This window comes from Streptomyces sp. NPDC002958 (genome assembly GCF_055563255.1).
Genome location: NZ_JBVHDS010000012.1, coordinates 65,275 through 90,870, shown reverse-complemented (window position 1 = coordinate 90,870; position 25,596 = coordinate 65,275). Strand labels below are relative to the sequence as shown.

The window sequence follows — 25,596 nt, the reverse complement described above, 5'->3', positions numbered from 1 at the left end:
TCGCAGTTCGTCATCGCAGTTCGTCGAAGGCTGCTGCGAAAATGCTCAGGGCCTGAGCCACATGCGGCAATTCCAGGGGCTCCACAGCGGTGAGGGATTCCATCTGCTGTTGCGGGGTCGCCCCGAGCAGCATCCCGGTGCCCAGCCGTACGCGCAGCGCCCCCAGTTCGTCGCCGAACCGGTGGCCGCCCGGCGTCGGCGCGCCGAGACGTTCCGTCAGGTACTCCTCCAGTTCCAGGGAGTCCATGACACCCCGGTCGGCCAACCGGGATCTGAGCGGACCGAGGTCGGCGTAGAGATGGCGGCCGGCCTGCGGGGGCCTGGCCAGCGCGCCCGACGCGAGGACCGCGCGGTGGGCCGCCGCGGCAACCTGTGCCTGGAGCGCGGCGGCCCGGCGGACCCGTTCCGTGACGGAATCCGGCTCACGCAGCGCGTGGGCGGCAGCCATGGCGACGGGCCCCGCGACGTGCGCGCCGAGTGCGGTGAGGATGTCGAGGGTACGGGCGTGGCGCACCGCCGCCCGCTCGGTGTCCGGGAACCGGGCGACCGCGACCGGCCAGGCGGACGGGGTCAGCGCACCGGCGAGATCGCAGACGACCGTGACATCGTCGGGGCACATTTCGGCCGGACTGAGCAGGACCGTGTCATGCGGCCGGTGCAGGGTGTCGCGCCAGGTCTCGTCGCTGACGATGTGCAGTCCTTCGGCGACGGCGGCCTCGCACGCCTCGCGCACGAGTTCGGGCGGGGCGACGGTGGCGGTCGGGTCGTCGACGACGGAGATCAGCAGCAGCCGGGGCCTGCCGCCCTCGGCGCGCACCCTGCGTACAGTCTCCAGCAGCGCATACGGATCGGGCACGCCGCCGCACTCGGCCGGGGTCGGCACATGGTAGGCGGGCCTGCCGAGCAGCCGGGCCTGCGGGAACCAGGCCGCCGTGCAGGGGCGCGGCATGAGCACGTCGCCGCCGTGCGCGGCGATCAGCGCGAGCAGCAGGGGCGAGGCGCCGGGGCCGGCGGCGATGTGCTCCGCGCTGCCGTGCAGTCCGCGCCGCTCCCAGTAGGCGGTCGCGGCCTCACGCAGGGCGTCGCCGCCACCGGTGGGGTCGGGTTCGCTGCGGCTCGCCGCGGCGGCGAGCACCTCGGCCAGTTCGGGCAGGACGGGCAGACCGGGATCGGGTGCGGGCGGCCCGTACCGGACAGGGCCGTGGTCCTCCCGTACGGAGCGCCCGCCGCCGCCCCGCTGTTTGCGCCGAGCCCGCCCGGTCCTCTCGGTCCCTTCCCTCGCCATCCGGGCCTCCTTCGCCGCCGCCCCGTCCCCCCTGTCGCGTCGTCTCGCGCTCAGGGCCCATTACTCGCACTCAGGGCCCTTTATACGAGGGTTCTACCGCCCCCGCCCGCCCAGCGGCGCCCGGCGGCGGGGAGTAGGCAACGGTCGAGGGAGGCGGTCTCAGCCCGCGAAGGCCGTTGCGGGCATCCCCTGTCCCGCGTCCGGCAGCACGAGCAACGAACCGGACAGCGGATGCGGAGCGGCGAGCCCCGTGCGGGCCGAGGAGATGTAGAGGTCGCGCAGGTCCGTACCGCCGAAGGCACAGGCCGTCGGGCGCTGTACGGGGAGTTCGACGATCCGGTCCAGGGCGCCGTCGGCTGCGTAGCGCCGCACTGCCGCGCCGTCCCACAGGGCGACCCAGACGGCACCCTCGGCGTCCACCGTCAGCCCGTCGGGGAACCCCGAACCCCCCTCGATGGTGGCGAACGGGCGCCGGTTCACGGCGTGTTCACCGTCGAAGTCGAAGACGTCGATACGGCGCGTGGGCGTGTCGATGAAGTACATCAGCCGCCCGTCCGGGCTCCACCCGATGCCGTTGCCGCAGGCCACAACGGGCAGCACCGGGGTGACCGCGCCGTCGGGTGCGATGCGGGTGAGGCTGCCGCCGCTCTCCTCACCGTCGTAGCGCATGGTGCCCGCCCACAGCGCCCCGTCCGGGGCGACCGCCGCATCATTGCCGCGGCGCCCGGGCACGGGGTCGTGGGCCAGCCAGTGGAAGGCGCCGTCGGGGTCGTAGAGGCCGATGCCGTCGCGCAGGTTGACCACGAGTCCGCCACCGGCGCGCGGCTTGGCCGCTCCGACGTGCTGCTCGGTGGCCATCACCGTACGGCGGCCGCTCACGGGGTCGTAGGTGTGCATGCGGGCAGAGACGATGTCGACCCAGATCAGCCGGCCGGTGGCCGGATCCCAGGTCGGTCCCTCGCCGAGCTCGGTCTGCTCATGTACGGCCACATCCAGGCGTGTGGTGGTCACTTCTTCCCCTCGTGGTGTCCGAGCCGGCCGGAGAGCGCTTCGGCACCGTCGACCACGACGACGGTGGTACGGGGCAGCTGGAGCCTGCGGGTGACCTCGTGGGCGAAGAGCGTTGCGTGGCCGTGGAGGAAGAGCTCCAGTACATCCGGAGCCCTGGTCACCGCGGGGACGAGTCGCCCCATGGTCGTGCACCCATCTCTCGCGTCCGGCACTCCGGTCACTGGCCGGAATCACGAACGCAGGGTAGTCGCGTGGCGCTTGCCGCGACAATGCCCGTGTCGGCAGGTGCGGTCAGACACGACGGCCGAGCAGCGCGAGGAGTTCGGTCTGCGGGTCGGCGTCGGACGGGGTCTCGACGGGCGGGGCGAACAGGCCGCTCTGCGAGAGGTCCTTGGTGTACGGCCCGACCTCGCGGCGTGTGAACGCGACCAGTAGTGCGGGCAGCCGCTCATCGGCGCCGATGGCTCGGGAAAGATCCCAGGCATGCACCACCGCGTCGGCCACCATCTGCGCACAGTAGGCGTCGGCGGCGCTGTTCCCGTACGACAGATTCACCGTCCTCTTCAGGGCGCCGGCCGCCACGAACGCCTTGCGCGCCCCGTCCGCCGCACGGTCCCACACGGCGACGGGGTCGTCGCCCAGCACATCGCCGTCGAAGACGTCACCGACATCAGCGACGGTGCGGCCCTCGGTGAGCAGGGGCGGCACCCAGAGCTGCTCGGAGGTGAGATGGGCGACCAGATCACGGACGGTCCACTCGGTGCACGGCGTCGGTGCGGACCACTGATCGTCGCGTACGGCGTGCACCCGGTCCGTGAAGAGCTGGAGGGCCTCGCCGTGGCGGTCGAGAATTTCACCGGTGGAGGGAGCGGGGTGAGATGCCATTGCCATGGGGTCCACTCTTCCCGGCCCGCGGCCGGTGCGCGAGCGCGCCTCCTGGTTCGGTGTGTCCGGGCGGGGTATTCGCTTTCCCATGTCCGCACCGCGTATCCCGTTCACCGTCCCGACGTCCACCGCACTGCGCGATTGGCTGCACCGCCGCGATCTCGCCGTGTTCCACGGCCTGGCCCACCGGGACTGGCCGGCCGCCGAGTCCCTGCTGCCGCGGCTGAGCCGCAGCGCCGATCACGGGCTGCTGTGGTTCGGGGCCGCGGCGGGAATGGCGGCGCTGGGCGGCAGCGCCCGGGCTCGGCGGGCCGCGCTGCGCGGGGTCGCCTCGCTGGCCGCGGCGTCGGCCGCGATCAACACCATCGGCAAGAGGGCGGTACGCAGGGAGCGGCCGCTGCTGGACGGCGTGCCGGTGGTGCGGCAGCTCAAGCGCCAGCCGTTCACCACGTCCTTCCCTTCCGGGCACGCCGCGTCGGCTGCGGCTTTCGCCACGGGCGTGGCCCTCGAATCGAAGGGCTGGGGTGCGGTCGTCGCGCCGCTCGCCCTGTCCGTCGCCGCCTCCCGCGTCTACACCGGAGTCCACTATCCGAGTGACGTGCTGGCGGGTGCGATGCTCGGCGCGGGGGCCGCGTTGGCGCTGCGCGTCGTCGTGCCGACCCGCGGACAGCTCGCGGCACCGGGCCGCCCGCCCGGCCATGCGCCCGCACTGCCGGCCGGCCGGGACCTGGTGGTCGTCGTCAACGAGGAATCGGGCACGGCGACCGCGACGGCCTCGCTGGTACGGAATGCGCTGCCGCGCGCCGAGGTGGTGAAGTGCGCCCCCGAGGAACTCTCGGCCGAGCTGGAGAAGGCGGCGGGACGGGGCCGGGCGCTGGGGATCTGCGGTGGGGACGGCACGGTCAACCGGGCCGCGGCCGTCGCCGCCGCGCACGGTCTGCCACTCGCCGTGTTCCCGGGCGGGACGCTGAACCACTTCGCCTACGACCTGGGCATCGAGACCGTGGACGATGTCTGCGCCGCGCTGACCGCTGGCGATGCCGTCCGGGTCGACCTCGGCCGGTTCCGGCCCGGACCCGAGGGGCCCGATGGTGGGCACGGCTACTTCCTCAATGCCTTCAGCCTGGGCGTCTATCCGGAACTGGTACGGACCCGTGAGCGCTGGGCCCCCCGTATCGGGGGCTGGCCGGCGGGCCTGGTCGCCGCGTGGGAGGTGCTGCGCGGCGAGCACCCATTGGAGGCCGAGGTGGAAGGGCGGCGACGTCCGCTGTGGCTGCTGTTCGTGGGCAACGGCCTGTTCCAGCGGGTGGGTCCGTCACCCGGCCGTCGGCACAATCTCGCGGACGGCCTGCTGGACGTACGGGTGGTGCACGGCGGTCCCACGCCGGGCCTGCGCCTGCTCGCGGCAGCCGTCGCGGGCCCGCTGACCCGCTCTCCCGTGCATGCGGCAAAACTGCGCCACAGGGTACGGATCGCCGGCCTGAAGCCCGGCACTCCATACGCGTACGACGGCGAAGTTGCCTACAGCCAAGGTGAGTTGCTGATCGACAAGCTACCGGAGGCGCTGACGGTGTATTGCCCGATGCCGATCTGAAGGGGCGTCCGGGAATCAGCCGAGCGCGCAAGCGAACAAGGGGCGGTCGACTGCCAGTCGGTCGCCCCTTCCGCACGCCGAACGCGCAGGACGACGCCTGGTTCATGGTTCCGCAAGGCGACGTGCTCTGCCGGGTCCGATTGCCGCCAACTACCCTTGTACCCATGGATATCCTGGGAACCACGTTGCGTATCTGCGTCGACGACCTGGAGGCCGCGGTGGCCTTCTACGAGGATCTGACGGCCAGTTCCGCGCTGCGCTTCGAGCGCGGCGGAGTCTCGGTCGCCGCGATCAGCTGCTTTCTGCTGATGAGTGGTCCGGAGTCGGAGCTGGAGATCCTGCGCAAGGTGACGGCGACGATCGCGGTCAAGGATGTCGACGAGGCCCATACCTCCCTCACCCGCGTCGGCGCCCGGATCATTGCGGGTCCGGTGCCGACGCCGGTGGGGCGCAATTTGATCGCCGTGCATCCGGACGGCTCGGTCTTCGAGTACGTCGACCGGAACCTGACCGTCTGATCCGTGGCACCCGGCCCGCGGCCATCCGCCCCGCATCGGTGGAGGCGGTCGCGGGCCGGACGGCTTTCGCCATCACGTCCTCGGGCGCATCCGGTAGTTGTATCTGTTCGGCAGCGGCTCGTCGGTGAGCTCGGCCCACACCTCGTCCAGGATTTCCGCGCCCTCGCGCAGATCCGCGACCTCGAAGCCCTCGTCGAAAACGGCCCGGGCGGCGGCGCGGTCGCCCTCGGCGATCAGCAGCCGGGCCTCCAACAGGCGGAAGCGGCCGCGCTGCCGGACCTCCGCGCGCAGGCCGGCCCACACCGTCCGGGCCGCTTCGGGGCGCCCTGCCGTCAGCAGTGCCTCCATCGCCTCGCGGCCGAGCGCCGCTGTGGCGGACGTCCAGGCGTCGCCGTCGTCGCGACGTTCCGCGCACAGGTCATCCAACGCCTCGATGTAGAGGTCGGCCGCCCGGTCCCGCTGGCCGCCCTCCTCGGCCGCGACGGCGAGGCAGCGCAGCAGCGGCCAGCGGGACGGGGCGAGGGCCAGTCCGCGTTCCCAGCTGCGGACCGCCTGGGCGCGGTCGCCGGCGTGCCACTGGGCGACTCCGAGGTGATACTCCGTGAGGGGTTCGGCGGAGGCCGTCTCCAGCATGTCGCGCCAGTGCGGGGAGACCAGGGAGGGGCCGGGCGGGGCCACACTGCGCGGTTCGGGGAAGGCGCCCTGGTCCAGCAACTCCAGCCAGGGTGCCTGTTGTTCACCCAGGGTCGACTCCGCGAACGGTGTGCCGGGGAGCTTGTACTTGCCGCGCCGGACTTCGAGGGCGCCCCAGCCGGAACCGGTGGCGAGCGGCTCACCGGGCTCGCTGTCGGCGCAGGGGCGCCAGGCGGCGTACGCGGCGTCGACATCCGCGCGCGGCAGCGCCTCGGCGAGTCGCCGCTCGGTCTCGGCGCGGGCCGCCGCCCAGTCGTCGCCGTGCACGGCCCGGGGGTCCGCGGACAGCGGTCCGTACGACTCCAGCCAGCTGAACTCGGCGCCCGGCTCGAGGGGTATGTGTTCCAGCTGGGTACGGGCGAGTCCGGCCTGGATCTCGGCGTATCCGACAGTCCCGGGCTCGGTGAGCCACTCCTGCCAGCGGCGCCCGCCCGGGCCGCTGCCCCACAGGAACAGCTTTCGGCCGCGCAGCAGATCGGTCGATGTCTGGACGAGTCCGCGGCCGTCCTCGTCGAGGAGGCGATCCAGCGACGGGCGCCTTCGGGCACCTCGTAAAAGTAGTCGGCGGGGAAGTCGCCGCGCAGCGGGTACGTACGGTCGGCGGAGCCGGTCCCGGGGACCGGGACCCGGGTCAGGGTCCGCTCGTATCCGAAGTGCCACGCCTCGTCGGCCGGGGCCAGGACGCGGGTGTGCTCGCCCTCGGGTACGGCAATGTTGGACCACCAGTAGACGGGTGCGATGTGTTCGTGCGGATTGCGGATCCGCACGCCGACGTGCAGGAAGTCGGAATCCTCGGGCAGCCAGAGGTCCACCTGGAACGGCAGGTCGCGCAGCCGCTCCCACTCCCAGAGGCGCACCATTTCACCGCCGTCGGGTGCGGGCACCCGGGCGGCGTGGACCGGGGCGCAGGACAGTGTGGTGTGGCCCGTGGCGCCGATGTTCCATTCGATGCCGCCGGAGAACCAGGCGCCGTTGAGCGCGAAGTCGGCCGGCTGCAGGACGGGGTTGGTGTAAAGGAGTTCGCGGCCGGTCGGCTTGTGGTGGAGGGAGTGGATGCGGCCACCGAGCCCGGGCAGCACGGTGGCCCGCAGCCGGTCGTTCTCAATGATGATCGCGTCCAGTCCGGTGGGGACGCGCTCGCGCCCGTACCCGTCGAGGATGCGGACCGGAAGCACGGTGGCCAGTGGTGCGTAGCCGATCTGGCGTGCCATGTCACGTGGCAGTCCGGCTCGGTCGCGGTCGTCGACGACATGCATCTCGTCGAGCGGCCGCAGTGCGGGCAACGGGTTCTCCGGGCCCAGTGGTGCGGCGGGCAGAGTCAGTACGGCACGTCGTACGGTCGTGGCCAAGGCAACCTCGCTCCCTCACACGGGCCGCCGCAGGTCCGGGCGGTCCCGATGACCATGGAACACGCTGGACAGCGGCCCGGCCAGGGGCGTCGCCATCAGACTTCGGCAAAAGACCTCGGAGGCGACGGCCGGGGTCGCCCTCCCGCAATGACACGGGGCCGCCGCTCCCGCGATATTTCGCGTGCGCCCCGCCCTCACCGCCGTAACCTTGGCCCTCGACGGTTCACGAGCGGAATGACGGTTCACGAGTGGAATGCGGAGCGGGAAACACGATGAGCACGCAGCACACCTACCGAGTGATCGTGCGCGGTACCTGGGAGGGTCTGACGGACGAGGCGCGCGCCCGGCTCCTGTCCGAGGTGGACCTGCACGGCCTGAGCGCGATGCAGTTCACCGAGGAGGGCTCACTGACGTACGACCGTGTGCTCAAGCACTTCAGCTTCCGGTTCGTGGTCGTGTCGGACGCCGAGGACGGCGAGGAGATGGCATCCGCGATCGCCGAGGACCGCACCGAGACGCTGCTGAAGGAGCAGGGGTACGGCCATGGCGAACTGCGGTCCACGGCGACGGACATGGACACCATGAAGATCAACTACAAGGGCCGGCGGACGTCAGGGGCGGCGACGAACGAGTACGGCCAGCCCGGGACGAACTGGTCGCCGGAGCGTCCGTTGCGCCCGTAGACGTGACAGAACAAGCGGTCCGCGCTGGTCGGAGCGTCCCCGCGCAGCCAGTTGCTCACGTCGGCCGCGAGGACGAGCCGGTTGTCGGCGGCCTTGGGCTGCGGAAGTACCGCCAGCGCCTGCCGCAGCCCGTCCACGTCGATGCGGCCTCAGTTCAGCGCGTCGTACAACGCTCCGTGCCCGCGTCGGTGCTCGGCCAGCAATGTCAGGTCCACCGGCGAGGACACGGTTTCCGTCTCCGCCTCGGTCACGGCGGTGGTCTCGGCAACCGAGGCCGCCAGGGCCTCGACCAGCTCCTCCCGCGCGATCACCGCCGGTCGAGCTCGATCTCCGCGGCCTCCAACACCACGGCCAGCCGCGCGACTTCCTCCCGCAGCCCTTCCACCCGCACCCGGGCCGCTGTCTCCCGCTCCTCCAGCATTCCCAGCACTGGCGCCATCACGCACCCCTCGATCACGGAGCCGAAACAAGACGCCGCATGCCTCCCTCATTCCGAGCTGGACCATGCCTGACCAGAAGAAATAAAGCGATCACGTTCGGTTGAGATATGGCTCCTCAGAACAGGCCCTACCGGCCGGTGCGCTCCACCAGACATGTGGATGCGCGGAATGCGTGGATGAACTGCTGGGTTCTGGGCGAGCAATCCGCACCGATGGCGGGTGCTGAGGGGCCTCGCCGACCTGGTCGACCGACTGGGAGCGGTGGGTCTGCGCCGAGTGTGGCGGCATTCAGCCATGGCAGACATCCGCCTCACTCGGTCCGTTGATCCTGCCCGGACCCAACTGCGAGATTGGCCCGGCGGCTCAGGTGTTCTCGTGTCTGCGGGCTTGGCCGCACGGTGATGTTCCACTCCTGCGTTAGGAGCACGATGGCGCGACGAAGACGAACAGGTGTGATTGCCACGGCGTCGGCCGTGTTGATCGCCGCGGCGCTGATTGCGCCTGCGGCCGCAGCCGCCGACCCGACTGGCTCCGAGAGCGCTGGCGCGAGCAAGGTCGAACCCGCTGATCCCAACGGGCCACAGGGGCCGGGTCGGTCGCCCGTTGCTGGGCTCGACGACCGGGCCGGGCGCGACAACCCGGATTCGATCTACAGGGCGGGGAAGACCGACGGGTTCCAGCCGCTGACCGACGATTCGCTGTCGGATACTGCGGCCGGGAAGCTGGGCAACGCCGACACCAGGCTGCTGCAGCAGGCGCAGGCGTCGAAGAAGAAGTCTGTCACGGTGTTGATGCTGGCCCGGAAGGGCGCGACCGAGGACGTCGTCGCCGCGGTGGAGAAGGCCGGCGGGACCGTCGGGTCGGTGACCGGAAAGGTCGGCTACGTCCGGGCGACCGTCCCGACCGACAGCGTGACCAACTTGGCCGGCCTTCGGTCGGTCGCGGCGATCGACCTGAACCGGACGTACAAGATCCCGGGCCCGGATCTGGGCGCCGCAGGTGCGAGGCCGACGGCAACGAAGGCCGCGGGGCCGACCGCGCCCGGCGCGAACACGCCCGCCGACAACCCGTACCTACCGATCAACGAAACCGGCGCCGAGGCCTTCGTCAAGAACAACCCGGCCTGGGACGGGCGCGGCACGGTCATCGGCGTGCTGGACACCGGCGTCGACGTCGAGCATCCCGCGCTACAGACGACCAGCGACGGCAAGCCCAAGATTGTCGATTGGGTAACCGAGACCGATCCGGTCACCGACCGCGACGGCAGCTGGGTGCGGATGTCCACCACCAAGACGGGTCCGACGTTCAGCTACCTGGGCAAGACCTGGACGATCCCGGAGGGCACGTTCCAATTCGGCGCGTTCTACGAGGGTGCGACGGCCGGGAGCGACTTCGAGGGCGACCTCAACCGGGACGGCGACACCCTGGACTTCTACGGGGTTCTGTACGACCCGACCACACACAGGATCTGGGTCGACGGCAACAACAACCAGGACCTCACCGACGAGACACCGATGGCCCCGTTCGCGGTCGACCGCCAGGTCGGCCACTTAGGGAGCGACGCCCCCGCAACACCGCAGAACGAGCGCATCCCGTTCGTCGTCGAGTACCGCGACAACGTCGATCTCTCCCCGCTCGGCGGCAGCAACGTCGGCAAGACCGCGAACTACGTGTCTATCGGGTTGCCGGTCGCCTCGCACGGCACCCATGTGGCGGGGATCACCGCCGGCACGTCGATGTTCGGCGGCCAGATGCACGGCGCCGCACCGGGCGCGCAGATCGTGTCCGCCCGCGCCTGCACCTGGGGCGGTGGCTGCACCCAGGCGGCACTGACCGAGGGCATGATCGACCTGGTCACCAATCGCCATGTCGACATCGTCAACCTGTCCCTCGGTGGACTTCCCGCATTGAACGACGGCTCCGACGTGATCGCCGCGCTCTACGACAAGCTGATCGACAACTTCGGCGTGCAGATCATCATCGCCGCCGGCAACGACGGCCTCGGCACCAACACCGTCAGTTCGCCGTCCGTGGCGGGCAAGGCCATCTCGGTCGCCGCATCCGTCAGCTCCGACACCTGGTGGGCCGGCTACGGGTCGAAGGTCGCCACCAAGCAGGGCATCTTCGGCTTCTCCTCCCGCGGCCCCGCTGAGAACGGGGCGCTGGCGCCGCAGGTGTCCGCGCCCGGCGCCGCCATCTCCTCGATCCCGATGTGGCTGTCCGGTGAAGCCGTCCCCGAGGCCGGGTATTCGCTGCCGGCCGGGTACGGCATGGCCAACGGCACCTCCATGGCGGCCCCGCAGGTCGCCGGGGCGGCGGCGCTGCTGCTATCGGCCGCCAAGGCCCAATCGCTGACGGTCAGCTCGGCGGCGCTGAAGACCGCCCTGACCGGCACCGCCGACCCGATCCCCGGCGTCCCGACCGTCGCACAGGGCGCCGGCATCATCGACACCGTCGCGGCCTGGAAGCAGCTCAGCGCCGGCATCAACACCAATGAGCTCACTGTGTCGGCTCCCGTTTGCAGTTCGCTGTCCGGCCTGCTCGCGACTCCGAACACCGGCGTCGGCATCTACAACCGTTGTCTGCCAACAAAAGGCGGCCAGGTGACCGGTGCGCAGAAGACCTACAAGGTCAGCGTCACCCGGACCAGCGGTGCCGCCGGGAACGTCGTGCACCGGATCGGTTGGATCGGCAACGACGGCACGTTCAGCGCCCGCGCGGCAATGCCCCTGCAGCTCGGAACGGCGGCCGATATCAAGGTCACCGCGACCGCGACGACCTCCGGCACGCATAGCGCGATCCTGACCCTTGATGACCCGGCGACGGGCGGCATCGACCAGTTCGTCGCCGTCACCGTGCTGGCGACCAAGCCGCTGGCCAAACCCGACTACGCGGTCACCAGTTCCGGCACGCTCGGCCGAACCGGAACCACCTCGCTGCTGGTGCCCGTTCCCAAGGGCGTCGAAGCACTGCAGCTGACCCTGGGCGGGCTCGCCGACGGCAGCCAGGTCCGCGCATTGCCCATCGACCCCGACGGCATGCCCGCGGACTCCAACGCCAGTTACCACTGCTACACCAACTACACCGACCCGGCGAAATGCAACGCCACCGCACGACCGGTGTACCGACCCAAACCCGGCATCTGGGAGTTCGTGATCGAGTCTCGCAGGACGTCTCCAGTCGAACGGAACCCGTACACAGCGACGGTTTCGCTGCAGGGCATGTCGTTCGATCCGGGGACCGTCACAGTCGACAAGGTGACGATGAACTCGCCGACGAATGTCGGCTCGACGGGGACGAACACCTTTGGCCCCGCGATCGCCCACGTCGCAACCGGCGAGATCGGCGATGTCCGCAATTTGTTCTCGACGGTCTCGCAAGGCGAAATCACGTCCAACATGCTCTATGTTCCGCGTCGGACGACCCGGCTCGACGTGACGCTGACGCCCAGAGACGCTGCCGATCTGGACTTCTATGTGTATTTCAACGGCAGGCCGATAGGCCAGAGCACCACGACCGGGAACTCGCCCGAGCACATCGTCATCGATGATCCACAGCCGGGTACGTACTTCATCGTGGTCGCGGGAGTCGCCGTGCCCGGAGACAACGTCACGTTCGACTACCACCAAGAGATGTACTCGAAGGGCCTCGGCACGATCACGCCGAAATCCGACGCGAAGTACACGGTTGCCACGGGCCAGTCGATGCCGGTCGACGGGGCAATGATCGTCAGCGCTCGGCAGTTGACCAAGGATCCCATGGTCGGCCGGGTCCGAGTGGCCAACGAGTACGGCACGATCATCGGGGCGGCGGACGTCAAGATCGCCACTGTCGATGTCCCCAAACTCGATCTGGTCGCGTGGACCCCGCCATTCGTCGGCGCGGCTCTCAATGAGAGCGGCGTAGTCGCGGGGGATCGCCAGTACAACGCCAGGATGACGCCGACCACCTGGACGGCCGCCGACGGGTTCGCCAACCTGGATCTTGCCGGAGGCAGGTACGGATCGGCCCTGGACCTGAATGACGGCCAGATCGCCGTCGGTATCGCGACGGACAGTGCATTGCATTATCTTCCCGCGCAATGGGCCAAGGATGGATCGCTCACCGTGCTCGGCGTCCCGGATTGGCGGCCCTATTCCAGCGGCTACGCGACCGCCGTGAACAACAAGGAGGTGGTCACCGGATTCTCCGAAGCGATCGTCAAGGAGTCCGACGGTAAGAACCACAGCTACAGTGACGGGTTCGTGCGGACGCCGGACGGTACGTTCAGCAAGCTGGCCCACCTGTCCTCGGATATGACGGTAACCCAGCCGCGCGCCATCAACGATGCCGGAATGATCGTCGGTGCCTCGCGCACCGATGGCCATGTGCTGCACGCGGTCGCCTGGGATGCGAAGTCAGGTGCTGTTCAGGATCTCGGCACGCTTCCGGGACAGCATTCGGCCCAGGCGAACGATGTGAACGCCTCCGGGACTGTCGTGGGAACCAGCGGTGACGACGCGTTCGTGTGGACCGAGGCCGGCGGAATGCAGCGCCTTGCCGACTACGGATACAACGCGACCGGCGAGAAAGTCACCGACGACGGGTGGATCCTCGGAACTGTCGAACTTTTCCCGGACGTCGCGGTGTCGGCGATGTGGGACCCGCAGGGACGGCTCTGGGATCTGTCCGGCATGGTGCCGCTCTCTGCCGGTGATCGATTCACGCCGACCTACAGCTTCGACATCAACGATCACCACCAGCTCATGGTCTACGGCGAGGGCGGTCCGAACGCCGCCTGGTCCAGCTCGGTGATGCTGAGGATCCCGGCAGGTCTGGGCAACTAGGGCCCGGCGCCAACTCGTCCCGTCGAGCCACCGCAGTCGGTGGCTCGACGGGACGAAGGCGTTCAAAGCCAGCCCCGGTCCCGCGCGTGCCAGCCGAGCAACACCCGGGAATCGGTGCCGGCCAGATCCATCAGCCTGCGGACCCTGCGCTGCATGGTCCGCAGACTGATCTCCAGTCGGGCAGCGACCGCGGCATCGGTGTACCCAGCCAGCAACAGCATCAGGACCTCCCGGTCCGCCGGGTCGGCGAGATCCTTCGGCGATGCCAAGTCCGGATCGACCCTACGGCCGGGGGCCTCCCGCAGTCGCATGGCCGACCGCCACAGTCTCTCGAAGCTGAACACCAGACAGTCCAGCAGCCCCCGGCGCGCACCACCGCGTGGGGCGTCAGGTCTCCTGGTGCTCGCTCAGAACAGTGCTAGGCCCTCGCCGCCGGTGTCCACGATGACTGGCCGGAACTGGGCAGGGAGGCCGTCCAAGCGGTCAGGACCGGCTGCGGCGGCCACGGCAGGGGCCGTCCCGGCCAGCCAGATGCGAAACCGCTCGGCGGCTTCGCGGTAGGGGACTTGTGCCAGGACACGGTGCTCGCCGGAGGGGCAGAAGTCGACGGCGACCGTGAGCAGGCAGGAACGGGGCGCCTTGTGACTGCCCGTCCAGGACACGCGTAGGACACCGCAGGGCTTGCGCCCGCGGGGGGCGCGGTGGGTCGGGCGCAGCGATCGGCAGGCTATGTGGGCGGTCCATGCGGCGAGGTGCGGCAGGGGCAGGGTGGTGCGTGCGCGGCAGCCGGGGCAGCGGTGCCAGTGGCGGAGCCAGTCGTCGGTGTCGGTGTGGAAGAGGCGTGTGTAGCGGTTCGCCACACGGATGTCGTTGCTGTACAGGTGGTCGGGGCGTTCCAGAGTGTTGCAGGACTGGCAGACGGGGGCGCGGACGTAGCCGTGTTCGTGGCAGTGGTCGAGGACGGCGGCGGGCGCAGTGCGGCAGACGGCGCACGCCCACCCGGCCACCCTGCGGGAGGTACCGGGCTTCCTGCTGAGCACCGAGTACCGCTGGCCTTCCAGCTCTTTGTTGTACGGGCGCAGTGAGGCGGTGGGGCCCTCGGGGCTCGTTGTCTGCCGACTGCCGGCGTCTCGGGCCTGGCGGGGGTGGGAGGGCAGCTCGGTGACGGCGGCGCTCGCCTGGCGGGTCCGCGCGGCTTGCACCCACTGCGTTTCGGTGTGCTCGGCCGCGTCCAGCAGCCTGACCACAGCGCGCGGCAGCCACCACGTGCGCTGCGTCCCGTCGCGGGTCTGCTCCACGAGTATCTTTCGCCAGTCGATCCCCGCCAGATGGGACGGCCGGCCGTCTTCGCGTCGTGTTGCCCGCTCGGGGCCGCCCAGCTCCTGCAGTTCCCGCGTGATGCGCCGGCGCCAACGCAGCGGCGTTTCCTCGTTGCACGCCTGCCTCGGCGCCCCGCGAAACGGACCGATGCGGACCAGGTCCTGCCGATCCATTCCCACCGCATTCAGTTCCGCGGCCGCCCGGCGCACCTCAACCTCCGGAACACTCCACTGACCGCCGCTCGCCCTCACCGTCGCCACCGCATGGCCGCCGAGCAGGACGTACCCCACCCGGGCATGGGAAGGAGAGCAGGTGAATGCCCCAGAAGCCGTCGGCACAGCACTGTCGGCCGTCAAATCGACCCACAGAGCGTCCGCGGCACCCAGGGTGATCAGGCCGTCCGTGCGACCGGGCATGATACGCGCTGACATACCGACAGGCTAACGGCCTGCAACGCGGCAACGGGTCTCCAAGCTCCTCGGTCAGCCGGGCCGCCGCCCGCAACTCCTTGTTCCTGAGCATCTGGTTCGGCACCTCCCGTGCCCGCAGCCTCACCATCAGAACGTCAAGAACCAGGCAAGTCACCCTCGCGCATCAGCGGTCCCCGAGCCCGGACGAATTGAGCAACAGAGTCCTTCGGATGGGGGGGCCTGCGGTTGATGCTGAGAGGGCAGCGGGCGGAGCACGGCTGGACGGATGACCAGATGTGGACCGCCGCTAGGGTGCGCACGCTGATCGGGAGGAAGTTCCACCTCTCCTACAGCGTCTCCGATGCAGGTGCTCGTGGCCGCGCGGGACTGGCTGACGGTGGTCCTGCTGCCCGATCAAGGGGAAGCTTCACAGCCGAGGTCCACCTCCGGCTCGTACATGTCCAGCCACATCGCGAGGTCCAGGGTGCGTTCCAGGCCGCGGCGGGACGCCGAGGTGATCCGGGGCGCATCGTGGTCGGCGACCCGCTGCAGCCGGGCGCGGTCGATGAGGTCGAAGACCCGGTGGTCCGGGCGCGCGAGGAGGTCGTGGGCGTGCTTCTGGAGGGCGACGGCGTACTTGGGGTCCTGGGTCGACGGATAGGGACTCTTGGTCCGCTCGTACACGGACCAGGGAAGCAGATCCGCGGTCGCCTCACGCAGCAGGCTCTTCTCCCTGCCGTCGAAGGACTTCAGGGCCCAGGGGGTGTTGTAGACGTACTCGACGAGCCGGTGGTCGCAGAACGGCACCCGGACCTCCAGGCCGACGGCCATGCTGGCGCGGTCCTTGCGGTCGAGCAGGATGCGTACGAACCGCGTCAGGTGGAGATGGCAGATCCTGCGCATGCGGTACTCGAAGTCGCTCTCACCGGTGAGCCGTTCGATGCCGGTGACGGCGGAGTCGTAGCTGTCGCGGATGTACGTCTCCAGGCCGAGGGCCTGGTTCACGTCGTCGCGGAGCATGCCCGCGTCCTCGCCGAAGTGCTCGGCGAACCGCACCAGCCAGGGGAAGGTGTCGGCGCTGCGGGCCTCCTCGTCGAAGAACTGGAGGTAGCCGCCGAAGACCTCGTCGGCCGACTCGCCGGACAGCGCGACGGTCGAGTGCTCACGGATGGCCCGGAAGAGCAGATAGAGCGAGGCGTCCATGTCGCCGAGGCCCATGGGGATGTCCCGGGCCCGGATCATCCGGGCGCGTACGTCGGGGTCGGCGAGGGTGTTCGGGTCGAGCACGATGTCGCGGTGGAGGGTGCCCGCCCGGTCGGCCACGTCGTGTACGAACGGGGTGTCGGGGGTGGTGCGCAGTTCGTCGGCGACGAAGTTCTCGGTGCGTCCGACGAAGTCGACGGCGAAGGTGCGGACCTTCTCGCTGCTCTTTGCGAGCTGACGGGCGGCGAGCAGGGTGACCGCGGACGAGTCGAGGCCGCCGGAGAGCAGGACGCATCGGGGTACGTCGGAGACCAACTGGCGGCGCACGATGTCGTCGAGCAGTGACCGTACGTTGGCGATCGAGGTGTCCCGGTCGTCCGGGTGCGGACGGGTCCCGAGCTGCCAGTAGACGTGCTTGCGCAGGCCGCCGCGGTCCACGGTGACGACCGTGCCGGGCTCCACCTCGTACATGCCGTCCCATACGGCGTGGCCGGGGTTCTTGACGAGGGTGAAGAGCTCCCGGAGCCCGTCGAGAGTCACCCGGGGCCGGGCCACCGGATTGGCGAGGATGGCCTTGGGTTCCGAGCCGAAGAGCACTCCGTCGGGCGTCGGCCAGTAGTAGAAGGGCTTGACGCCCATCCGGTCGCGGATCATGACGAGCTTGTCGTGGCGGCTGTCCCAGAGGGCGAAGGCGTACATGCCGTTGAGCCGTTCGGCGACGGAATCGCCCCACTCCAGATAGCCGTGCAGCACGACCTCGGTGTCCGAGTCTGTGATGAAGCGGTGTCCGCGGGCGGTCAGTTCGGTACGGAGTTCGGTGAAGTTGTACGCCTCACCGGAGTAGACGAGGGCTACTTCCCCCTCGGGTGTTCCGACGGTCATGGGCTGGCGTCCACCGGGCAGGTCGATGATCGCGAGCCGCCGGTGTCCGAGCCCCACGTGACCGGCGATCCAGGTCCCCCGGTCGTCGGGGCCCCGGCAGGACATGGTCTCGGTCATCGCGTCCAGTGTCGCGACGTCCTCGGCTGCCCGTAGATCACGGACGAAGGAGACCCAGCCGGTGATGCCACACATACGCGTCCTCCCGATTCGGTCCCGGCCGGGAAAACGGTCGTACGCACGGTGCCGTCCCCCGGGCGGCGTGCCGAAAGCGAAGGCCCGGCAGAACCAGTTGTATTTAGCAGCTATATAACGAGCCTCGGCCTGCGATTGCGTACCGTCAACACGGTCGTCACATCGACGGAGGCCGGCCCCGCACACTTTCGGCCGCCACTTTTCCGTTCCTGTACGGGGTGCTGCGCTCCGCAATCCGTACGGGAGAGGACCGCGGGCGCGGCGGACAACCCGAATCGGCCACGGGCAAAGACTTGACCAATCCGGGGTGGGCCAGTGGGGTGAAACCTGCGGTCAGCAGTGGTCCGCTACGCCACATCGGGCAGATGCGCCTGCCATTCGTCCTTCGTGAGACCGCCTCGGGAGCACGAGCAGACGACGGCGGCCGCCCGGGACGGAGCGAGCGGGTAGGTGCGCAGGGCGGTGTACGGGGTGGTGACACGGAGTCGGCTGTCAGCTGCGGCGAAGGCCCGTGCCGGCACCGGCCCGTCCGCGGCGGGCAGCGATGTCGGACGGTTCCGGCATCTGGGCACTGGCCGGAGCCCCGGCCGTTCAGTCCGGGCCCGAGCCCGGCGCCGTGGTGTCCGCGACCGTGGATGTAGCCCGGCACGGATCCTCGACGCCATCCCAGCTCAGCATCTCGGCCGTGATCGCCCACCGCTCGTGGTCGCGCCAGGCTCCGTCGATGAAGAGGAAGTCCGGCGAGAACCCTTCGAGGCGGAATCCGGCCCGTCGGACGAGGGCGAGCGAACCCTCGTTGGCGGGCTGGATGTTGGCTTCGAGACGGTGCAGGCCGAGCGGTCCGAAGGCGTGCCGCAGGACCAGTCCCAGCCCTTCGCTCATCAGGCCGCGCCCCGCCGCGTGGGCGAAGGCCCCGTATCCGAGCGCACCACAGCGGAACCCGCCGAGGACGATGTTGTTGATGTTGATGAACCCCGCGATCCCGTCACCGGCCTCACCGGCACCGCCCGCCCCCTCGCCGGTCCCGCGTTCGCAGACCAGGAAACCCGCCTTCGTGGGGTCGTCGATCATCCGGCCCGCGTAAGCGGCATACGCGGGGGCGTCGTCGGGCGGGAAGAGCCAGGGACTGTGTATGCCCCGGCTCTGCCTCGCACGGGTGGTGAACTCTTCGGCGTCCGCCTGGGTGTAAGGGCGGATCGCCGTGCGCCGCCCCTCGGCCAGATAGTCGGTTCCAGACACCCGGCCAGCCTAGGGCGTGACCGGCAATGATTGCCCGGAAGGACTCAACTTCTTCGCGGTTCAACTCCGTTCAGACCAACGCGGGCATTTCGACCGTGAGCGTGGCGGGGCCGCCGTCGGCCGGTGCGTCCAGCACGGCGGGCACGCCGAGCGGAATCGTGAGCGCCGTCGGTCCGTGCCCGAAGCCCAGCTCCTCGACCACGGGTACGCCCAGTGGGCCGAGCCGGTCGGCGAGGACCGCCCGCACCTCCTCGTACGGGCCGCAGCCCGCCCAGGAACCGCAGACCACCCCGGTGATCCCGTCGAGCGCCCCGGCCCTCAGCAGATGGGTGAGGATACGGTCGATGCTGTAGGGGGCCTCGGTGGTGTCCTCGATCACCAGCAGCCCGCCCCGGGCGGACGTCCGGGCGTGCGGGGTGCCGATGCCGGCGGCGAGCACGCTCACACAGCCGCCGTAGGTGATGCCGCGGGCCCTGCCGGGCACCAGCACCCGCGCCGCGGGCAGACCGAGCGTCCGTACCGACTCGGGCTCGAACAGGGTGGCCCGCAGGGACTCCTGGGTGTCCGGGTCCTTGAGGAAGGTCTCGGTGCCGGCCATCGGGCCGTGCAGGGTGGCGAGTCCCATCCGCTGGGCGAACGCCTCGTGGAGCACGGTGATGTCGCTGTAGCCGATGAACGCCTTGGGCCCGGCCGCGCGCATCGCCGCCCAGTCGAGCAGGTCGACCATGCGGTGCACCCCGTACCCGCCGCGGGCGCAGATCACCGCGTTGACGGACGGATCACACCAGGCCTCCTGGAGGTCCCGGGCGCGCGTTTCATCCGTACCGGCGAGGTACTCCAATTCCGGGTGCACGTCGCGCACATGGGGCGCTTCGACGGGTTCGAGGCCCCAGCCGCGCAGGATGTCGAGGCCCGCCTCCAGGCGGTCGGCGGGCACCGGCCCGCTCGGTGACACGACGGCGATCCTGGCACCCGGGCGCAGTCGGGCGGGGCGGGTCAGGAGGGCAAGGGTCACTTCTTCAACTCCAGCCGCGGCACGTCGGGACAGTCGATGCCGAAAGTCTGGCCGTACAGGGAGAGTTCGGCCTCCAGGGCGCGGATCATGGTGTCGGCGCGCCGGAACCCGTGTCCCTCCCCCTCGAAGGTGAGGTACGCGTGCGGGATGCCGCGCCCCTCGATCTCGGCCAGGAATCGCTCGCACTGGACGGGTGGGCAGATCGGATCGTCCAGCCCCTGGAGCAGGAGGAAGGGCGTGGTCAGATGGTCGGTGCGGGTGACCGGCGACCGTTCGCGGTAGCGTGCCGGGACTTCGGCGAGCGGGCCCACCAGGGACTCCAGGTACTGTGATTCGAAGTCATGGGTCTCATCCGTGCCCCAGCCCGTCAGATCGAGGATGGGGTAGATGATCGTGCCGCAGGCGTAGACATCGGTGCTGGTCAATGAGGCGGCGGTGGTCCAGCCGCCGGCGCTGCCGCCCCGGATGGCGAGCCGCTGCCGGTCGGCCGTTCCCTCGGCGGCCAGCGCTTCGGCGACGGCAGCGCAGTCCTCGACGTCGACGAGACCCCACTGTTCGCGCAGCCGGTTGCGGTAGGTCCTGCCGTAGCCGGTGGAGCCGCCGTAGTTGACCTCGGCGACGCCGATACCGCGCGAGGTGAAGTAGGCGATCTCCAGGTCGAGGACGAGTGCGGCATGGCCGGTGGGGCCACCGTGCGCCCAGACCACATAGGGCGGCAGTTCACCGTCGGGGCCGACCCGGTCGGGGCTCCGGGGCGGGTAGATGTGGGCGTGGATCTCCCGGCCGTCGGGTCCGGTGAGGGTGCGGTCCTCGGGCTGCGGGTAGTAGGCGGGGTCGACGGCGTCCTTGTGCGGGGTGCCGATGATCCGGGTGCGGCCGGTCGCGGTGTCCAGCTCGACGACCTCGTAGGCGCTGTACGGGCTCGCGGCGATGCCGGTGATCCGGCTTCCGTGCACGGCGAGCGACTCGGCCCATTCCGTCCAGGGCCCGGCGACGTCGACGAGTTCACCGGTCTCCGGATCGAGGATGCCGAGCGTGGTGGTGCCCCGGCCGTGGACGGTGGCGATCAGACCGTTCTCCAGCGGCCGGAACCAGCTGAGGCCGATCTTCCAGAGCGGTCCCGCGAACTCCTGCTCCCGGGGGCAGAGCGCGGCCGTGTTCCGGTGCGGGTCGGCGCGGTACAGGTTCCACCAGCCGCTGCGGTCACTGGCGAAGAGGAGCTGCCCGTCGGCCCCCCACTCGATCTGCGGCACCGATTCCTCCGGGCCGCCGACGAAACTGCGGGTGCGGTGGAACGTACCGTCGTCGGCGACGTCCGCGAGCATCACCTCGGTGCCGTCCCACGGCATCCGGGGATGGTTCCAGGCGATCCAGGCCGCCCGCCGCCCGTCGGGCGAGAGCTTCGGTCCGGTGACGAAGCGGTGGCCGTCATCGGTGAGTTCACGTACCGCGGAACGGTCGTCGGCCGCCGAGCCGTCCAGCGGTACGGCGGCGATGACCCGGCGCAGATCGGTGGGTGCCTCGTCGGTGAACTCCTCCAGGACGCACCACACTTCGCCCCGCTCGCCCCGGTCGAGGTGGAGCTGGGGGTCGACCCAGCGCAGCCCGCCGCCGACGTCCGAGACCGGAGTGAGCGGCCAGGGTTCGCCCGGTGCGTCGGGGGCGTAGGCGTACAGCCGCTGGTCGGCGAAGTCGACGAAGACGATCAGCGGGCCGCCCTCGGGGCGTTCGGCCCCGGCCCAGGGCTGTCCGCCGTACTCGATGACCCGGCTTCGTACGTTCCACGGAGCGGGCAGCACACAGGCGCTGGTCCCGTCCGCCCGGCGGCGGATCAGGGCGCGGCGGCCCGCCTCGGCCGGGCGTGGTTCCGTCCACCACACCTCGTCGCCGACCACGCCGACGTACTCCGGGCGGCCGTCGTGCGAGGCGGCCAGCCGCGCGTCGATCGGCGACGGCCACGTTCCGTAGGCCTCTGTGGACACCATGTTCAATTCCCCCCGTACCGGGTCAGGCCGAGCGCAGATAGTGATCGAGGACGCGTACGCCGAAGTGCAGTGCCTCGACGGGGACGCGTTCGTCGACGCCGTGGAACAGCGCCTGGTAGTCGAAGCCGACGGGCAGCTTCAGCGGCGAGAAGCCGTAGCCGGTGATACCGAGCCGGGAGAACTGCTTGGCGTCCGTGCCGCCCGACATGCAGTACGGCACGACATGGCCGTCCGGGTCGAAGCGTTCGACGGCGGCGCACAGCTTCGCGAAGGTCGGTGAGTCGACCGGGGCCTGCAGCGGGACCTCGCGGTGGTGGAACTCCCAGTCGACATCGGGTCCGGTCAGCCGGTCCAGGGTGGCGTGGAACTCGTCCTCGCCGCCGGGCACCATCCGGCCGTCGATGAAGGCGGTTGCGTGGCCCGGGATCACATTGATCTTGTACCCGGCCTCCAGCATGGTCGGGTTGGAGCTGTTGCGGACGGTCGGCTCGACCAGGGCGGCGGCCGGTCCGAGCTTGCCGAGCAGCTCGTCCACGTCGAAGCCGGGGGCGTCGAGGTCGGGACGGATGCCGTGCAGTGCGGCGATCTCGGTGAGCGCGGCGCGGACCGTCGGGGTGAGCCGGACCGGCCATTGGTGCTGGCCGATCCGGGCGACGGCCGCGGCGAGTGTGCTCACCGCGTTGGCCTTGTTGACCTTGGAGCCGTGGCCCGCTTTGCCGTGCGCGGTGAGTTTCAGCCAGGCGGTGCCGCGCTCACCGGCGGCGACCGGATAGAGCGGCATGTCCGGCCGGGCGTGGAAGGTGAAGGCTCCGGATTCGCTGATGCCCTCCGTACATCCTTCGAAGAGTCCGGCGTGCTGATCGGCGAGGAAGCCGGAGCCGTCCTCGGCGCTGGCCTCCTCGTCGGCGGTGTACGCGATCACGATGTCGCGGCGGGGCCGGACACCGGACCGTGCCCACGCCCGGACGACGGCCAGGACCATCGCGTCCATGTTCTTCATGTCGATGGCGCCGCGCCCCCAGACGACCCCGTCGCGGACCTCCCCGGAGAAGGGGTGCACCGTCCAGTCACCCGCCTCGGCCGGGACGACGTCGAGGTGGCCGTGCACGAGCAGGGCGTCGGCGGACGGGTCGGTGCCCGCGATCCGGGCCACCACATTGGTGCGCCCCGGGGTGCGCTCCAGCAGGGTGGGTTCCAGTCCGGCGGCGGCCAGCCGCTCGGCGACGTACTCGGCGGCCGGGCGCTCGCGGCAGTCCCCGCCGCCGCGATTGGTGGTGTCGATCCGGATCAGTTCGGAGGTGAACGTCACCGATTCGTCGAGCGCCCGTTCGTCGACGCTCTCCGGGAGTCCGGTCGCCTCAGCCATACTGTTCCTCCACGGCGGACGACACGATCGTCGTCACCGCCTTGAACGTGCGGATACCTTCGTACATCGTCGCGCTGGTGTAGGAGACGCGTCGTTCGCCACTGGGCGCCACGCCGGGGACGACGGTGGCCGCCGCGGCCAGGTGCTCGGCGTCGAATTCCAGCTCGATGGTGAAGGGTCCGCCCTCCACCGGGGTGTGCCGCACGGCGAGCGCGGTCGCGGCCTTGGCCGCCGCACGGATGTCCGCGGCGGTACGGGCCGGGGTGCGGCACACCGCCGCGTACCGCGACACATAGTCCTTCACGGCGACCTTGCGGGCCTTGGGGGCGTAGCCGTCCGCGTCCACGCAGGTCAGGTCGTCGCCGGTGACGAGGACGACGGGGACACCGTACTCGGCCACGACATGCGCGTTGAGCAGACCCTCGCTCGCCCGGGCGCCGTTGAGCCAGACCCCGGTGATGGAGTTCGCCAGATAGGTGTGCGCGAGGACCCCTTCCGTACCGGCGCCTGTGTGGTAGCCGATGAAGGCAATGGCATCGACGTCGCCGTGTTGGATGCCCTCCACCATGGAGAGGGATTTGTGCCTGCCGGTGAGCATCTGGACGCGGTCGTCGAGCTGCTCCAGCAGGAGGTTGCGCATGGACCAGTGGGCCTCGTTGATGAGCACCTCGTCGGCGCCGCCGTCGTAGAAGCCGAGGGCCGCCGCGTTCACGTCGGAGGTGAAGAGGGAACGGCATCGCTCCCACTGCGGGGTGCCCGGCAGTACATCGGCCGGCCAGGTCACGCCGGTGGCGCCTTCCATGTCCGCGCTGATCAGGATCTTCATGTTGAGTCCGTCTTCTTACAGGTCAGGGGCTATCCGGGCCGGTCGTCCAACCAGTTGCTGACATCAGTTCCTGAAGAGCATCAGGCAGGCATCCAACTCGGCGCCCCCATACAAGCATCTTTGCCGGCCAGCCGTCCCCCCTCGTCCGTCACCGGGGTCGAAACGCCCCTTTCTCACGAGCCGGCATCGCTCACATCAGCCGCAAGCAGCGCCCCTACCCTGTCAAAGACCTCGCGCTGCGCCTGTAGCGCGGTGTGGGTGTGAACCGGCATCGTCGTTTCGAAGTGACTGTGCCCCAGGATGGCCTGGGTCTCATGAGGCTTGGCGCCGGTGTCAGCCGGCGGACTTGACGCGCTGTGACGGAGGTCGTGAAGCCGGATGGTTCGTAGCCCTTCGTAGCCCAAGTCTCACACTCACCTGGACCAGGACAGCCGAAGAGATCCTCGACCCACTTGCCCGTTTCTGCCGACGAATCTCCGGCGCAGGACACTGGCGCACCTCGGGGTGGTGCCACAGCGTGCATGGCCACCCTGTCAGTTGGGGAGTTCGCTGAGCCAGCGCAGGGCGCTCCGGCTCGGCAGGAAGCAGTACTCGCCGCCGCGGGTGACGACGAAGCGCGGCAGTGGGGTGAGGCGCCGTCGCAGCGGCCGTCGGGGAACGGTGAAGCCGGTGACGCCGTCGTGGGATCCGGTGATGGGGTCCTTGGTGTTGCCCGCGCCGAAGAAGGCGCCGTCGTTCATCCATTCCGACTGGACGAACTCGAACTGCCGCCCGAGGTGGGCTCCGATGAACGCGAACATCAGACCGCGGTCGGCCCCGTCGTCCTCCAGGACTCCCTCGGGCAGTGGTTGCCCGTAGACGGCGCCGCGTCTGATCATGCGGTGCAGTCGCACTTCTCCCGCCACCGAGGCGTCGCGGGGGTTGGCTCGGCGGATGTGGCAGCTGCCGGGGGTGATGAATCCCGCCGGATCGTCTCGCTCGTACAGGAAGGTGTTGCGGCGGTGCTGGTCGGTACCGAGAGCGGGGTCGTCGTGTTGCGGACTGAGTGCGAGGGGGGCTCCGCTGCGCCAGCGTCCCATGATCTTGGCCGCGAGCAGTTCCTCGTCTTCGGGGGAAGTGGCGTTGTCCCGCAGGTAGCGCCGGAACGCGGCAACGTCCTGGTGGAGCTTACGGAAGACCGCGTAGCTGCCGTTGCGCCCCAGCACCGTCGGCTGCGGGGTCTGGAGACCGCCGATCTCGTCCCGGTAGCCGAGCACGAACTCCCCGGCCTTCAGCGGCGACTCCAACCGGTTCGACCCCGCGATGCCGCTTCCTTCGACTGCTGGATGGCTGACGCCGTCGCGATAGCCGAAATGCTCGGCCTCGGTGGGCAGTGTGTAGCAGTCCTGCCGCCAGATCGCGGTCACACCGGAAAGGTGGTCGTACGCGGGGCGGGCCCCGTCGAGGGCCGCCTCCAACCGCGGGCGGTCGGGCGCGACCGCCGTGAGCACCACATGGACATCCGGCGTACCCAGCGGCGCTTCCCAGTTCTCGGGGCTGCTCTCGCCGACATCGCCCAGCGTTTTGGCCCGGGCGGCCATCCCCTGCCGGAACTCCCAGGCGAACGTGTCCAGTGATGCTCCCGGCACACCCAGGGCCTCCAGGCCGCGGCAGGAGACCGCGACACTGACCCAGGTGTCCCCCCGGGGGCTGACCGAGTCGGCGGCGGAGGTCGCGACCGCGCTCGCGCGCCGCATCAGCTCCCGCCCGTCCGACCGGTCATCGATGCGGAACACAAGGTAGGTCGCCGCGTAGGGAGTCGGCCGAGGGCTGAGAACCCCGCGCTGAATATCGTCGAGTTCCAACGCCACTTGTGTGGGCCCGCTCACGGTTCG

Annotated in this window: 17 protein-coding genes and 5 pseudogenes; 5 read left to right on the top strand and 17 right to left on the bottom strand. The window is 70.0% G+C overall.

Annotated elements, in window-relative coordinates:
• Positions 1-10: 10 nt before the first annotated feature.
• The 4 genes and pseudogenes from ACZ3IC_RS21675 to ACZ3IC_RS21660 form a co-directional block, all read right to left on the bottom strand.
• Positions 11-1,285 (bottom strand): aminotransferase class I/II-fold pyridoxal phosphate-dependent enzyme, encoded by a 1,275-nt coding sequence (locus ACZ3IC_RS21675; RefSeq protein WP_467418272.1) that lies wholly within the window; start codon positions 1,283-1,285, stop codon positions 11-13.
• 159 nt (positions 1,286-1,444) lie between these two features.
• The gene (locus ACZ3IC_RS21670) at positions 1,445-2,296 is read right to left on the bottom strand and encodes an SMP-30/gluconolactonase/LRE family protein (protein WP_467418271.1); all 852 of its coding nucleotides are present in this window, start codon (positions 2,294-2,296) and stop codon (positions 1,445-1,447) included.
• A 59-nt stretch (positions 2,297-2,355) separates the two neighbouring features.
• Positions 2,356-2,478 (bottom strand): annotated as a pseudogene (locus ACZ3IC_RS21665) (IclR family transcriptional regulator); the annotation flags it as partial.
• 109 nt (positions 2,479-2,587) lie between these two features.
• Complete coding sequence (locus ACZ3IC_RS21660; protein WP_467418269.1) at positions 2,588-3,187, bottom strand: TIGR03086 family metal-binding protein; 600 nt, start codon at positions 3,185-3,187, stop codon at positions 2,588-2,590.
• Between the two features lie 82 nt (positions 3,188-3,269).
• Here ACZ3IC_RS21660 and ACZ3IC_RS21655 point away from each other — a divergent pair, with 82 nt between their 5' ends.
• Together ACZ3IC_RS21655 and ACZ3IC_RS21650 are read left to right on the top strand one after the other, a co-directional pair.
• The gene (locus ACZ3IC_RS21655) at positions 3,270-4,775 is read left to right on the top strand and encodes a phosphatase PAP2 family protein (protein ID WP_467418268.1); all 1,506 of its coding nucleotides are present in this window, start codon (positions 3,270-3,272) and stop codon (positions 4,773-4,775) included.
• A gap of 164 nt (positions 4,776-4,939) precedes the next feature.
• Complete coding sequence (locus ACZ3IC_RS21650; protein WP_467418266.1) at positions 4,940-5,293, top strand: VOC family protein; 354 nt, start codon at positions 4,940-4,942, stop codon at positions 5,291-5,293.
• A 72-nt stretch (positions 5,294-5,365) separates the two neighbouring features.
• Here the strand turns inward: ACZ3IC_RS21650 and ACZ3IC_RS21645 are convergent.
• Positions 5,366-7,335 (bottom strand): annotated as a pseudogene (locus tag ACZ3IC_RS21645) (DUF5107 domain-containing protein).
• Positions 7,336-7,607: 272 nt separating this feature from the next.
• On the opposite strand from ACZ3IC_RS21645, the pseudogene ACZ3IC_RS21640 reads away from it, so the two are divergent.
• Positions 7,608-7,940 (top strand): annotated as a pseudogene (locus ACZ3IC_RS21640) (DUF6204 family protein); the annotation flags it as partial.
• 11 nt (positions 7,941-7,951) lie between these two features.
• On the opposite strand, the pseudogene ACZ3IC_RS21635 reads toward ACZ3IC_RS21640, so the two are convergent.
• Positions 7,952-8,299 (bottom strand): annotated as a pseudogene (locus ACZ3IC_RS21635) (transposase); the annotation flags it as partial.
• Positions 8,300-8,325: 26 nt separating this feature from the next.
• Positions 8,326-8,457, bottom strand: coding sequence for a hypothetical protein (locus tag ACZ3IC_RS21630; protein ID WP_467418264.1), 132 nt, complete (start codon positions 8,455-8,457; stop codon positions 8,326-8,328).
• A 474-nt stretch (positions 8,458-8,931) separates the two neighbouring features.
• On the opposite strand from ACZ3IC_RS21630, the gene ACZ3IC_RS21625 reads away from it, so the two are divergent.
• Positions 8,932-13,284, top strand: coding sequence for a S8 family serine peptidase (locus ACZ3IC_RS21625; protein ID WP_467418263.1), 4,353 nt, complete (start codon positions 8,932-8,934; stop codon positions 13,282-13,284).
• Between the two features lie 62 nt (positions 13,285-13,346).
• Here the strand turns inward: ACZ3IC_RS21625 and ACZ3IC_RS21620 are convergent, their stop codons facing one another.
• Together ACZ3IC_RS21620 and ACZ3IC_RS21615 are read right to left on the bottom strand one after the other, a co-directional pair.
• A complete protein-coding gene (locus tag ACZ3IC_RS21620; protein ID WP_467418261.1) occupies positions 13,347-13,553 on the bottom strand; it encodes a helix-turn-helix domain-containing protein in 207 nt (68 codons plus the stop codon).
• A gap of 138 nt (positions 13,554-13,691) precedes the next feature.
• A complete protein-coding gene (locus tag ACZ3IC_RS21615) occupies positions 13,692-15,035 on the bottom strand; it encodes an endonuclease domain-containing protein (RefSeq protein WP_467418259.1) in 1,344 nt (447 codons plus the stop codon).
• Between the two features lie 252 nt (positions 15,036-15,287).
• On the opposite strand from ACZ3IC_RS21615, the pseudogene ACZ3IC_RS21610 reads away from it, so the two are divergent.
• Positions 15,288-15,378: pseudogene (locus ACZ3IC_RS21610) on the top strand (winged helix-turn-helix domain-containing protein); the annotation flags it as partial.
• Between the two features lie 50 nt (positions 15,379-15,428).
• Here the strand turns inward: ACZ3IC_RS21610 and asnB are convergent.
• From asnB to ACZ3IC_RS21570, 8 genes are all read right to left on the bottom strand, one after another.
• Positions 15,429-17,291, bottom strand: coding sequence for an asparagine synthase (glutamine-hydrolyzing) (gene asnB, locus ACZ3IC_RS21605; protein ID WP_467418257.1), 1,863 nt, complete (start codon positions 17,289-17,291; stop codon positions 15,429-15,431).
• A 347-nt stretch (positions 17,292-17,638) separates the two neighbouring features.
• The gene (locus tag ACZ3IC_RS21600) at positions 17,639-17,812 is read right to left on the bottom strand and encodes a hypothetical protein (RefSeq protein WP_467418255.1); all 174 of its coding nucleotides are present in this window, start codon (positions 17,810-17,812) and stop codon (positions 17,639-17,641) included.
• Between the two features lie 70 nt (positions 17,813-17,882).
• Positions 17,883-18,530: a GNAT family N-acetyltransferase gene (locus ACZ3IC_RS21595; protein ID WP_467418254.1), complete on the bottom strand. Its 648-nt coding sequence runs from the start codon at positions 18,528-18,530 to the stop codon at positions 17,883-17,885.
• A gap of 70 nt (positions 18,531-18,600) precedes the next feature.
• Positions 18,601-19,545 (bottom strand): S66 peptidase family protein, encoded by a 945-nt coding sequence (locus ACZ3IC_RS21590; RefSeq protein WP_467418253.1) that lies wholly within the window; start codon positions 19,543-19,545, stop codon positions 18,601-18,603.
• Complete coding sequence (locus ACZ3IC_RS21585) at positions 19,542-21,530, bottom strand: prolyl oligopeptidase family serine peptidase (RefSeq protein WP_467418251.1); 1,989 nt, start codon at positions 21,528-21,530, stop codon at positions 19,542-19,544. The genes ACZ3IC_RS21590 and ACZ3IC_RS21585 overlap by 4 nt, the downstream gene beginning before the upstream one ends.
• A gap of 22 nt (positions 21,531-21,552) precedes the next feature.
• The gene (locus ACZ3IC_RS21580; RefSeq protein ID WP_467418250.1) at positions 21,553-22,896 is read right to left on the bottom strand and encodes a M20/M25/M40 family metallo-hydrolase; all 1,344 of its coding nucleotides are present in this window, start codon (positions 22,894-22,896) and stop codon (positions 21,553-21,555) included.
• Positions 22,889-23,722, bottom strand: a complete 834-nt coding sequence (locus ACZ3IC_RS21575) for a M55 family metallopeptidase (protein WP_467418248.1) — start codon at positions 23,720-23,722, stop codon at positions 22,889-22,891. The genes ACZ3IC_RS21580 and ACZ3IC_RS21575 overlap by 8 nt, the downstream gene beginning before the upstream one ends.
• A 533-nt stretch (positions 23,723-24,255) precedes the next feature.
• Complete coding sequence (locus ACZ3IC_RS21570) at positions 24,256-25,590, bottom strand: Dyp-type peroxidase (RefSeq protein WP_467418246.1); 1,335 nt, start codon at positions 25,588-25,590, stop codon at positions 24,256-24,258.
• Positions 25,591-25,596 lie beyond the last annotated feature (6 nt).